Below are 11,245 nucleotides of genomic sequence, written 5' to 3' on the forward strand. Positions count from 1 at the left end.
TTTACATAAAATACTGGTCTAGTTTCGTGATGTCTTTTTTAAGCAATTTGTCCTTTGATAACTTCAAAAGATATTATTTTTCAGTTGACATACTACCGCAGGTCTTTTCTCGCCCAAAAATTCCTTATCACTTTTCATAGGCAGTTCTCATATAGTGAAAATGACTATATAATTCCTATCCATAAGTTAAATAATGATTTCGCACATATATAAATACAAAAGATGGGAGCCTTATTTATGAATAACAATCCACCTTCAACGCCCCCAAATCCAACGGAAACGAATAATAATGAAGTGAGCTTACAAACGTTACGCGTTATTGGGCTAATTGTACTGATTAGTGGCTACATATTAGTAACGCTTTCTGAAGTAGGCACATTAAAAAATCTTTTGCTACAGCCGAATACCACTCCAAATTTAGCTGAAGTTGATCCGTTCTAAAAATTATATAAAAAGCGAATCCCAGTATAGCTGGTTCGCTTTTATATAGTTTCATCCAATTTGAGAAACATTTCTCTCATCCTCATACTTCTCTTTCCCTATCGCCTTCATAAATAGTAAAATACTGCTCATACCAACGATAAAGTACAGAGCACTCATGCCCCAAGATGCAATAAATGAACCTAGCATAACACCTAATGCCCCGTTCATTTTTGCCACTTGAAAGACCATTCCGTTAATCGCCATATAAGAACCTCTTGCCTCATTTGGCACCATATCTGCCATAATAGATTGACGCACTGGCACATACATCATCTCACCTACCGTTTGGAAAAGCCCTGCAATTAATAAAATCCATAAGCTATTGCTCGTTCCGAGTATTGTAAATCCAATTGTATAAATGAATAAACCTACATATAAGATTTTCAAATCGTTGAAGCTTTTCAGCATTTTAATAAGAAGTGCTGAACATAACACAACTAAAATTGTATTCTCTGCAGAAATCCAGCTCAGCATGCGAATCCCTGTTAAATCAAACGTAACACCATTCCCGAATAAAAAGTGCACCGTTTCAAATTCCTTCTGCAAGCGAACACCTAAATAATTATTAATTTGAAACTCTAAAGACAATGTACATATACTCGCTGCACAAAAAATTAAAAATGCTTTATCTTTCATCACGACTTTATAACTATCTGCCATACCTTTTAATACATTTTTCTTCTCCACCGTTTTTCGTGCTACATACACTTCTTCCATATACACAGCCATCACATATAAAGTAATAATTGCAACAAGCGTTAATACGATAAACAATTGCAATCTATAGTTTTCAAATAGTAACCCACCAAATATTGCTCCAATCGCAATGGATAAATTAATAGCCCAATAATTAATGCTATACATTACTTTTCGATTTTCAGGTGTACTCACATCAATTAACATCGCCTCTGTCGCAGGATTCATAAGTCCAGATCCTAAACTATTCACTAGCATAAAGATAAATGTTAACCACGGTGAATCTACATAATCCGAATTCGCAACTCCCATACAAGCAATGGAAATGACTTGTATACTTTGACCGATAATCATAACCTTTTTACGCCCAAGCCGATCCCCAACATATCCACCGTATAAACCAATTACTAATGAAGCTACGACATTAATGAGTAGTAACGCACCAGCAATCGCACTACCTAACTTTATTGAAAAGTAAATCGCCATAAATGGAAAAATCATCGTGGACACAGTACGTGTTAAAAACGAAGTTATAATTCTAATTTTTATATTTCGATGCATACTCCAAAACCCCATTGTTTTCCCCTCCTTATGCTTACTTATTTTACTTTGAAAAAAAGGAAGAAAAAGGTTAGAATATTCTAAAGAGTTTCCCCTTTTATAATAGAAGGAAGTGTATATATGAAAATTATGGACTATTACATCAGACTAAGATTACATGCACAAGATCAACAACATATGCGAAATAGCTTACAAGAATTAGCGGATGTTTTATATTGCAGTACGAAAAACGTAAAGATTTTATTAAAGAAAATGAGTGAGGAACAATTAATTCATTGGACTCCAGGGCGTGGCCGCGGGAATAAAACGGAAATTCTATTTATACATAATTTCGTAGAAGCGATTGAGTCCTATACAGATGAACTGTTAGCGCAAGAAAAATTAAAGGACGTTTTTCTTCTTTTAAAAGAACCCCTACCCCCTGCACTTCAAAAAAAGATAGAAAACAAACTACATCATCATTTTGGATACGAACCTTCAAATGATATGTACGACATATTAAAGATTCCTATATCGAGAAAGATATTCCCATTAGATCCGGCTTTTGTGGCTGTAACTACAGAGAGCCATCTTACGAGTCAAATTTTTGATACGTTAGTCGTCTATAACGATGTTACTGAAAAAATGGAACCACACATTGCGCATACGTGGGAATTAAGTGAAGACGGGCTTACGTGGACTTTTTATTTACGAAAGGATGTATATTTTCATAACGAAACAGTTTTAACTTCTAAAGATGTACAATTTTCATTTGAAAGACTAAAAGAGGTTCACTCTCCTTTCGAATGGTTAACAGAAGAAATTGTTCAAATTGAAACGCCATCACCACTGCAAATTCGATTTCATTTAGCAAAACCAAATTTATTTTTCTTACACTATGTAAGTTCCATGCAGCTCGCAATTTTACCGCGTGATACGAGTATTCAAAATCATCATTATATAGGTACTGGACCTTTCAAACTTGCTCATTACTCTGAAGACAATATCGTACTCGAAACATTCTCTCATTATTTTAAAGAGCGCGCTTTATTAGACCGTATTGAATTTTGGAGTATTCCTGATCATGTGCAAATCGATGCTGATTATGAACTACCAAATGAAGAAGAAAATGAAAGGCATGATATACAAATAGAAGAAATAGGTTGTATTTATGCTAGCTTCAACTTTAAAAAACCTGGTCCTCATCACGACATTTACTTTCGAAAAGCTTGGAGAGAACTATATGATGTTGAAATGATAATTCGTAACATAGAGGGTAGACGGACAATTGCTGCATCAAGCTTCTTCCCTGATAGAAGCCGCCTTGCAACAAGAAGATCCTACTCTTTAGAAAAAGCAAAAGAGTATTTGAAAAAGAGTACATATAATGGAGAAACGATACATATTTACTTCTTCGCATTTAAAGATAGTGCAAATGATGCATATTTCTTAAAAGAACGATGTGAAAGTTTAGGTATACAAGTAGAGCTTCACCCATTTCCCGTTTCAGATTATATGGATCGCTCTATTGATAAACATGCTGATATTATTTTCATGGGAGAAGTCTTTGCTGCCAATCATGAAATTGCATTCTTAAATGTATTTAAAAATAAAAGTTGCTTCGTAAATCGGTTCATGGACCCGCACTACGAAAAACAAATTAACTGTTTACTAGATACATTTTTACTAGAAGAAAATAAAGAAAAGCGTTATGAACTCATGTATGAGATTGAAGAGTTTTTACAAGCAGAACACATCATTTTATTTAACTATCACGTTTTAAAAAGAAAAACATACCCTTCTTCTTTAAAAAACGTAACAATTGATTCATTTGGTTGGGCAAATTTTGCGAAGTTATGGATACAGCCATCCACGTATTAAAGTGTGCGTTTTTATAAAAGGAGAAGGTACTACATCCTTAGTAGTACCTTCTTCACATACTATTATTTAATTACTCCATCTAAATGATCTTTCAAGTTCACTAAAAACTTCTCAATATCCGGATTCTTCACCACATCATAACAAGCAAAACTCTTTAACGGACTCATACCGAGAAACTTTTGCACGCGGTGTAAATGACTAAGCGCTGATTCTAAACTTTCTCCTTCAAAGAACTTCGTCTTATCTCCAAATGCTTTTTCAGGTGCATTCCAAGTTGTAGAGAACATATACTCTTTCTCTTTTAATAAACCACCTGTTCCATATTCATCTGCACCTTTAAAGAACAAACCGTATTCATATACTTCATCCATATACGTTTTAAATAAGCCCGGTACACTAAACCAATAAATCGGTGTTTGATAAATAACAACATCGGCCCATAAAAACTTATCTTGTTCTTCTTTAATATTGTAACCATCTTGAATCGTTGTTGTTTTCACATGATGATTCTCACCTAATACAGTAACCATATAATCTACTAACGTTCTATTTAATCGTCCTTCCTTTGTACCGTATTTTTCATGTCCATTTATAATAAATATATTTTTCATCGTTTTTCTCTCCCCTATATGATCTACTCTTCGTCTATTAAGCCGAGTTGCTGCTGTAGTGTAAGATTATCTTCTAAATGCCAATCTTCCGTTATCTTTCCGTCTTTCACATGTAAAATATCAATTGCAAAAAAATTAATTTTCTTACCATTATGCATTCCTGTAAAAAAAAGACGGGCTGTTACTTTATCACCAACAACTAATAAGTCTTCAATCTCACAATGTATATCAGGCACAACTTTACGAAAATTTTGCGCTGCAAACTTTAATCCTTCAATGCCTTGTGGTCGCCCTTTCGGCAATGTATTATCGAAAAAATTTTCAGTAACAGTCTGCGGAATAACTTCCTCCTTACCTGTATCCCAAAATGCATAAAAACGCTGCGCCGCATGAACCATTTCTGTCGCTTCTTTTTTACTTAGTGAGGGATCAATTGTCATTGCTTTTGGCCTTGGCATTTCTTTTAATAACTGAACTTCACCTTTTTGTTCCGCGCCGCATGCTACAAGCACAATACAAATAACAAACAAACTAAGAAATCCAAGTAACTTTTTTATCCCCATGGAAATCACCACCTCCTTATATAAATCCTTTTTGTTCCGTATTGCTATTGTATATGCACTAACTTCCTTTATGGAAGTAGTGATATTTTTTTCATATAGTTACCAAAAGTATAGTTTTGTGATACTATAAAGCAAATTCATCAAAAAAAATTTTATGGAGGCTAGTTCCATGAACAATATAGATCCAGTTGAATTAACGAAAGGTTTACCTGGCATACCTTGTCCTATCGCTAAAACGCTTGATGTAATTAGTACAAAATGGACGTTTTTAATCATTCGTGATCTTCTTATCGAAGGAACATTACGCTTTAGTGATTTACAAAAATCAATGAATGGGATTAGTCCAAAAACATTATCGCTTCGACTAAAAGAATTAGAGTCTCAAGGCATTATAACGAGAAAAGTATATCCAGAAGTTCCGCCTCGTGTAGAGTACACATTAACGGATAAAGGAAAGCAATTAGAGGGGATTTTTATTGAATTAAAACGGTTTGGGTTAAGTTTATAAAACAAAAACCCCTTACAGTCGTAAGGGGCTTCATTACTTCGCAAAACTTTCAGCCAACTGTTTCTCTCTCCACATAAATGTAATAGCGAGACCAACTATTAAAACAACTCCTGAAAATGCATATGGGTAATGAATGTTCATATCAAATAATATTCCGCCCATCGCTGGTCCTGCGATATTTCCTAAACTCGTATAAGTCGAGTTCATCCCAGCAACGAATCCTTGCTCTTTTCCAGCTGCTTTTGATAAAAACGTCGTTAAAGCTGGACGAAGTAAATCAAATGCTAAGAAAATGAAGCAAGTAACGAGAAGTACAATCCAATAATTAAAGACTACAGTTGAGACGAATGCTAATACTGCACCTACAATTAAACATATTTGGATTAATACTTTCTCACCGAACATGTCTACCAATTTGCCAAACATAAATACTTGCACAACTACCCCAAAGATTGAACTGATTGTAATAATTGCTGCAATATCTTTCGGCGAGAAACCAAATTTATGATCTGAGAATAAGCTAAACACAGTTTCATACGCCGATAATCCGAATGCGAGTACAAATACGATAATAAATGCAATTGCATACATTGGATGTAATGATTTCTTTAAATCACCAATAAAACTTGATTCTTTCGTATTAGAAGAAATCTCTGCAAGTTCTTCTTTCGTTAACGGTTCTTTTAAAATAAAGATTGAAATCACACATGCTATAAAAGCAATTGCTGCTGCAACGAAAAATGGCACACGTATACCGTATTCTGCAATAAATCCGCCGATTCCAGGCCCTATAATGAATCCAGTACTAATAGCCGCAGATAAGTATCCCATCGCCTTTGGACGTTCCTGAATAGATGTAATATCCGCAACATATGCCGTAACACCAGGCATAATAAAAGCAGCACTAATTCCGCCTAATACCCTTGCTACATAAAGCATCCATACATCTTTTCCTAATCCAAAAAGAAGCTCTGAAACACCAAAAATAAATAATCCAATGATTATCATTTTCTTTCTACCGTAAAGATCAACCCACCGGCCTGTAATAGGTGAAGTAATGAGCTGTGCCATTGCAAACACTGCAACGAGATATCCCATCGTCTTCCCTGTTAAATGCATATCATTCATAAAGGACGGCATAACCGGAATGATTAATCCAATCCCTAAAAAAGCGATAAATATATTACTCAAAAGAATGACCAATACCATCTTTTGTTCTTTTATCGGTTTCTTCACTTTCTAACACCTCTTCCCGTAAGTTCCTCTCAAAAAATAATGCCCAAGAAGCTTTTTCTTTATCCTGCTCTTTGCGGGCTAGTAATGAGTGAGGATGCCTCCACTCATTAGAATTTCACTCTATCCTTCCACACATACATAAGCATTAGGTGAATGACTATCATTCAGTTTTCCTCAAAAATGAACCTACCTTTTCAGACAGGTTCATCTTACTACTTCTTTATATGTAGTGCATGTGTTAAAAAATCTAGTACTTCTGCCTTTTGCAAATCCACTTGCTCATCATCTTTATGATCATATAAATAAACTTGTTCCGCTGCTGATTCAACTAGAGCGATAAATAACTTCGCTGTTCGCTCTGCGTGAACCGAATCACGAATTTCACCAGCTTCTTTCGCCTCACTTAAAAATTCGCTTAACCACATATAAAGAGGCTCATACACAGCTTCCCACTCTTTTATATGTTCTGTAGATGCAAGACCTGCATACATTAAAGCTTGTATTTCACGATATTCCTCTATAAATTGAAACACCGCATCGATTACTTGTGCCACTTTATTTGAAAAAGGTACATCTTTTTGTACTTTCTCTTTCACTGCAAGTATCATCTTTTCAACCATCACTTCTGCTATTGCAGGCATAACAGATAGCTTAGAAGGAAAATATAAATAGAAAGTTCCTTGCGCAATGCCAGCTAATTTCACGATATCAGAAATCTTCGTTTTTTCGACGCCCTTTTCCTGAAACACTTCAATAGCTGCATAGACAATTTTCTCTTTTTTATTCATCATCTAAACCCTTTCACACGCATATTGAATGACTGTCACTCATTTTATAAGATAATTGATTGTACTGTCAATGATAGTGAACTCTAAGAGGACGTCATTTTTTTATAATAAAATCTCCTAATAAACAATTAGGAGATAAAAATACAATATATCTTTAAGAAAGTGCCTTTAATCCTGTCACTCCACATACAATAAGAAACACACTAATAATACGCGCTTTACTTTTCGACTCACCAAACAAGAACATGTTTAACAAAACTGCACCTGCTGTTCCAATACCGATCCAAACCGCATACGCGACACTGACTTGTAAAAATAAGAAAGATGTATACAAGAATGCGAAGGATGTAGCAAACCCACCTATATAAATCGCACCATTGGCTAATGTTTTATCTTTACTATACATTTTAAGTCCTATCACACCGACTATTTCACTAATTGCAGCACAAAATACGAAAAACCAACCCATCTTTAAGCAGCTCCTTCCACAGTTTCTTCTTTATTATCAGCAAGCTTTAAACCGATAACGCCAGCTACAACCATCACGATAAAAAATAACTTCCCTACACTGAAACTTCCGCCGAAAAGAAATACATCCATCAAGAAAGTACCTACCGTACCAGCTCCGGCGAAAACAGCATATACAGTCCCTGTTGCAAGATGTTCACACGCTTTAGAAAGGAAGTGAAAATCAACAGCGATAACTCCTAAAATAATAATCCAATGCCACCAAGTATTAGCCGTATTAAAACCAAACACCCAAAAAATTTCAAAGATACATGTTAATATGACATATAACCAAGCTTTATTTTTCATACCTCTCACCTCTTATGACTGACTATCAGTCATTTTTGTTTTAAAAAAATATACTCTTTCATCAATACTATATAAAAACAACTATCATCCTCATTTACCATTTTATTTGTTCCATTTCTAAGCTAACTGCATCCTGTCACATAAAAATGACTGAATGTCATTCATGTATATTGTACATGAACATTTTAAAAACTGTCAATGGCGAAAGTTTATTTAAAATTTCTTTCATCTGATTTGTATATTTCTCAATAATCTGTCAATACTGCTAGTAACATAATATTTTCTCCACTCCCCCTTGGAGAGATCCCTTGAATGGAGCAGTTAGCTTTTGCTAGCTGCTCTTTGTAATTTGTCCGCACACTATGATGAAATACTCATAGATCAAATCCATTTTTCATTACATAACAACCATCTATTTATTTTCCAATGAGTTTTTGTATGCACTAATTTTATTCTCAAGCATCTTCTCTGTAACTTCTAAGTTTTCTCTGTGAATCTGAATAGATTTCCTATGATCTTCTAGGAGCTGTAAACGAGCTTCTGTTGTATGCTCCCCTTCTGTATATAATCTAGCGTATTCTCTTATTTTCGCTATTGGCATTTGCGTTTGTTTTAATTTCATTACAAACTGCAACCACTTTATATGTGACTCTTCGTAAAGTCGATTTCCATTTGTATCACGATTTGCAATTAATATATTTTCCTTTTCATAATAACGTAGTGTATGTGTGCTCACGCCTAATAATTTTGCTACCTCGCTAATTGTGTACATACTAAAACTCCCTCCACATGCTTACCCTCATATATTTTATGACCGTATCAAATTTATAAAAAACATTTGACTTAGAGTATACTCTAATAAATACAATCTAACCATAATAAATTCATTTGAACTTAGGGGGATTTTATATGAAATACACTGTTATTACTGGCGCAAGTTCCGGAATTGGTTATGAAGCAGCTTTAGCATTTGCATCTCGCGGAAAGAACTTAATACTTGTAGCTAGAAGACAAGAAGAATTAGACGGATTAAAATTAAAAATTAACGAAATGCATCCAGAATTGGATGTTGTCATTCGAAGAACTGATTTATCTGTTACTGAAGATGTTTATAAACTTTATGAAAGCCTACAATCTTTTCAAATTGAAACGTGGATTAACAACGCAGGTTTTGGTAATTTCGCCTCAATTGCTGAACAAAATTTAAATAAAATCGAGACGATGTTGCATGTCAATATAGAAGCACTAACAATACTCTCTTCTCTTTTCGTTCGAGATTATTCAATGGTTGCCGGAACACAGCTTATTAACGTTTCATCGGGCGGCGGATACACGATTGTTGCTGATGCTGTTACGTATTGCGCTACGAAATTCTATGTAAGTGCATTTACAGAAGGGCTGTCTCACGAACTGAAAGAACAAGGCGCAAAACTGCAAGCAAAAGTTTTAGCTCCTGCTGCAACTGAAACAGAATTTGCGAAGCGTTCATTTGATATTGATTAATTCCAATATGATAATGTTGTACCAAAATTCCACACTGCAAAACAAATGGCACAATTTATGCTCGATCTTTATGATAGCGATAAAGTTGTAGGGCTTGTCGATGGTTCTACTTATAACTATGAACTTAAAAACACCATTTTTAAGTTTGCAGTAAGAAAAACGAATTCAAGTTCTTAATTTCCCCTAAAACATAGATGCCCACTATTACGTAAATAATAGTGGGACTTTTTCTGTCTGAAAAATTCACCCAACATACCGAATCATCGCCACCTCATCACAATAATCAACCTTTGGACAATGCCTACAATCAATCCATACTTTCTCTGGCAATGCTTCTTTATTTATAAAATCAAATCCACACTTTTGAAAAAATACTGTTTCATATGTTAAGGAAATTACTCTTCTTACATTTATTTTCGTAGCTTCCTCCATTACATGATTTACGAGCATACGCCCTATCCCTTTCCCTGCATATGTATGCAAAACTACTAACGATCGTATTTCTGCAAGATCTTCTCCTAATACATGCAATCCAGCAACTCCAACAATTCTCTCGTCTTCTTTCATAACATATAAACATTGCAAATATTGATAAAGAGACAAAAGAGAACGTGGTAAAACAACTCCCTCTTTTGCATAAACCTCAATAAGACTATAAATTTCTTTCACATCACTCGTCACCGCATTACAGATTTTCATATTACATCCCTTGCCCCTCAATATTAATATTTATAACTTAAAATGAATTTTAATTCATAATTTTATATAATAATACATCTCTCTTTTCTCCTCGTCAATCAATTTATACAAACAAAAAACCAAGCAATCTAATCGATGCTCGGTTCCTCATCTCGTATCGGCAATACCGTCGAATATTTAATTTCACGAAGTGCTAAACTTGTCTGTATCCTTGTAATACCAAGCTTATTCAGCTTTCTAATAAACTGCTCTAGTTCTTTACGATCACGATTTGCAACCTTTAATAAATAATCGTACTCCCCTGTTAAACAGTGACATTCTAACACTTCCGGCATCGATTCTAATTCTTTCTCCAACACTTCTAACTTGTCAAATTGATGAATATTCGTACTCATAAAAATAAAGCATAATAAATCAAACCCAAGCTTTTCTTGATTTAAAATCGCAACTTGCTTATCGATGAAACCTTCCCCATCTAACCTTTTTATTCTTGCATGCATCGCAGCTGGTGATAAATTAACGCGACGTGCCAACTCTGCATTACTTACTTGTGACTCCTTCTGCAATATATCTAAAATTTGTACATCCAAATCATCCAACACTTTAATAACAGACGACTCCATTACAATTCCCCCTTTTTTCTTACCGATGATTATTCGAAAAAACAACTTATAATTTATATAAAACTGAATATTTTTCTACAAATACCATTTTATACTAAATGTTTTATCGAGTTTTCACCATTATACAAAAGAATATATTACACAATAAAGAAAAATGCTAAAATTATTTACAATTCGTATTAATTACAAAAAAGACCTGCGGTAGTATGTCAACTGAAAAATAATATCTTTTGAAGTTATCAAAGGACAAATTGCTTAAAAAAGACATCACGAAACTAGACCAGTATTTTATGTAAAA

Annotated in this window: 13 protein-coding genes and 1 pseudogene; 4 read left to right on the top strand and 10 right to left on the bottom strand. The window is 34.3% G+C overall.

All coding sequences use genetic code 11. From position 1 onward, the window contains the following. Positions 1 to 237: 237 nt before the first annotated feature. Positions 238 to 441 carry a hypothetical protein gene (locus tag MR168_RS29780; RefSeq protein ID WP_061456828.1) on the top strand — a complete coding sequence of 68 codons (204 nt, stop codon included), beginning with the start codon at positions 238 to 240 and terminating at the stop codon, positions 439 to 441. A gap of 51 nt (positions 442 to 492) precedes the next feature. On the opposite strand, the gene MR168_RS29785 is transcribed toward MR168_RS29780, so the two are convergent. Beyond that, positions 493 to 1,755 (bottom strand): MDR family MFS transporter, encoded by a 1,263-nt coding sequence (locus MR168_RS29785; RefSeq protein ID WP_061456827.1) that lies wholly within the window; start codon positions 1,753 to 1,755, stop codon positions 493 to 495. A 105-nt stretch (positions 1,756 to 1,860) separates the two neighbouring features. Between MR168_RS29785 and MR168_RS29790 the strand changes: the two genes are divergently transcribed. Then, positions 1,861 to 3,600, top strand: a complete 1,740-nt coding sequence (locus MR168_RS29790) for an SgrR family transcriptional regulator (RefSeq protein WP_086411473.1) — start codon at positions 1,861 to 1,863, stop codon at positions 3,598 to 3,600. 62 nt (positions 3,601 to 3,662) lie between these two features. On the opposite strand, the gene MR168_RS29795 is transcribed toward MR168_RS29790, so the two are convergent. Together MR168_RS29795 and MR168_RS29800 are read right to left on the bottom strand one after the other, a co-directional pair. Next, entirely contained in the window at positions 3,663 to 4,211 is a 549-nt protein-coding gene (locus MR168_RS29795) for an NAD(P)H-dependent oxidoreductase (RefSeq protein WP_000789190.1), read from the bottom strand. Positions 4,212 to 4,234: 23 nt separating this feature from the next. Beyond that, positions 4,235 to 4,774, bottom strand: coding sequence for an ester cyclase (locus MR168_RS29800; protein ID WP_242291702.1), 540 nt, complete (start codon positions 4,772 to 4,774; stop codon positions 4,235 to 4,237). Positions 4,775 to 4,943: 169 nt separating this feature from the next. Here MR168_RS29800 and MR168_RS29805 point away from each other — a divergent pair, with 169 nt between their 5' ends. Beyond that, the gene (locus MR168_RS29805) at positions 4,944 to 5,282 is read left to right on the top strand and encodes a winged helix-turn-helix transcriptional regulator (RefSeq protein WP_001059472.1); all 339 of its coding nucleotides are present in this window, start codon (positions 4,944 to 4,946) and stop codon (positions 5,280 to 5,282) included. A gap of 33 nt (positions 5,283 to 5,315) precedes the next feature. Here the strand turns inward: MR168_RS29805 and MR168_RS29810 are convergent, their stop codons facing one another. From MR168_RS29810 to MR168_RS29830, 5 genes are all read right to left on the bottom strand, one after another. After that, complete coding sequence (locus tag MR168_RS29810) at positions 5,316 to 6,518, bottom strand: MFS transporter (RefSeq protein WP_000742952.1); 1,203 nt, start codon at positions 6,516 to 6,518, stop codon at positions 5,316 to 5,318. Between the two features lie 212 nt (positions 6,519 to 6,730). Continuing rightward, positions 6,731 to 7,309: a TetR/AcrR family transcriptional regulator gene (locus MR168_RS29815; RefSeq protein WP_002023345.1), complete on the bottom strand. Its 579-nt coding sequence runs from the start codon at positions 7,307 to 7,309 to the stop codon at positions 6,731 to 6,733. 151 nt (positions 7,310 to 7,460) lie between these two features. After that, positions 7,461 to 7,775, bottom strand: coding sequence for a DMT family transporter (locus MR168_RS29820; RefSeq protein ID WP_000539671.1), 315 nt, complete (start codon positions 7,773 to 7,775; stop codon positions 7,461 to 7,463). Between the two features lie 2 nt (positions 7,776 to 7,777). Further along, positions 7,778 to 8,122, bottom strand: coding sequence for a DMT family transporter (locus MR168_RS29825; RefSeq protein ID WP_000790626.1), 345 nt, complete (start codon positions 8,120 to 8,122; stop codon positions 7,778 to 7,780). 412 nt (positions 8,123 to 8,534) lie between these two features. Next, positions 8,535 to 8,894, bottom strand: coding sequence for a MerR family transcriptional regulator (locus tag MR168_RS29830; protein WP_086411475.1), 360 nt, complete (start codon positions 8,892 to 8,894; stop codon positions 8,535 to 8,537). Between the two features lie 137 nt (positions 8,895 to 9,031). Here MR168_RS29830 and MR168_RS29835 point away from each other — a divergent pair. Continuing rightward, positions 9,032 to 9,802: pseudogene (locus MR168_RS29835) on the top strand (SDR family NAD(P)-dependent oxidoreductase). Between the two features lie 66 nt (positions 9,803 to 9,868). Here the strand turns inward: MR168_RS29835 and MR168_RS29840 are convergent. Beyond that, entirely contained in the window at positions 9,869 to 10,324 is a 456-nt protein-coding gene (locus MR168_RS29840) for an N-acetyltransferase (RefSeq protein ID WP_049108252.1), read from the bottom strand. A gap of 128 nt (positions 10,325 to 10,452) precedes the next feature. Continuing rightward, positions 10,453 to 10,947, bottom strand: a complete 495-nt coding sequence (locus MR168_RS29845; protein ID WP_000446095.1) for an Lrp/AsnC family transcriptional regulator — start codon at positions 10,945 to 10,947, stop codon at positions 10,453 to 10,455. Between the last annotated feature and the right edge of the window lie 298 nt (positions 10,948 to 11,245).

Origin of the sequence: Bacillus cereus group sp. BfR-BA-01356 (genome assembly GCF_022663635.1) — a bacterium.
Taxonomy (GTDB): Bacteria; Bacillota; Bacilli; order Bacillales; family Bacillaceae_G; genus Bacillus_A; species Bacillus_A cereus.

Bases quoted from the DNA above. Each gene is read 5' to 3' on its own strand.
- MR168_RS29790 (WP_086411473.1), top strand. From the start codon at position 1,861: ATGAAAATTATGGACTATTACATCAGACTAAGATTACATGCACAAGAT.
- MR168_RS29845 (WP_000446095.1), bottom strand. From the start codon at position 10,947: ATGGAGTCGTCTGTTATTAAAGTGTTGGATGATTTGGATGTACAAATT.
- MR168_RS29830 (WP_086411475.1), bottom strand. From the start codon at position 8,894: ATGTACACAATTAGCGAGGTAGCAAAATTATTAGGCGTGAGCACACAT.
- MR168_RS29825 (WP_000790626.1), bottom strand. From the start codon at position 8,122: ATGAAAAATAAAGCTTGGTTATATGTCATATTAACATGTATCTTTGAA.
- MR168_RS29840 (WP_049108252.1), bottom strand. From the start codon at position 10,324: ATGAAAATCTGTAATGCGGTGACGAGTGATGTGAAAGAAATTTATAGT.
- MR168_RS29780 (WP_061456828.1), top strand. From the start codon at position 238: ATGAATAACAATCCACCTTCAACGCCCCCAAATCCAACGGAAACGAAT.
- MR168_RS29795 (WP_000789190.1), bottom strand. From the start codon at position 4,211: ATGAAAAATATATTTATTATAAATGGACATGAAAAATACGGTACAAAG.
- MR168_RS29820 (WP_000539671.1), bottom strand. From the start codon at position 7,775: ATGGGTTGGTTTTTCGTATTTTGTGCTGCAATTAGTGAAATAGTCGGT.
- MR168_RS29815 (WP_002023345.1), bottom strand. From the start codon at position 7,309: ATGATGAATAAAAAAGAGAAAATTGTCTATGCAGCTATTGAAGTGTTT.
- MR168_RS29805 (WP_001059472.1), top strand. From the start codon at position 4,944: ATGAACAATATAGATCCAGTTGAATTAACGAAAGGTTTACCTGGCATA.
- MR168_RS29800 (WP_242291702.1), bottom strand. From the start codon at position 4,774: ATGGGGATAAAAAAGTTACTTGGATTTCTTAGTTTGTTTGTTATTTGT.
- MR168_RS29785 (WP_061456827.1), bottom strand. From the start codon at position 1,755: ATGGGGTTTTGGAGTATGCATCGAAATATAAAAATTAGAATTATAACT.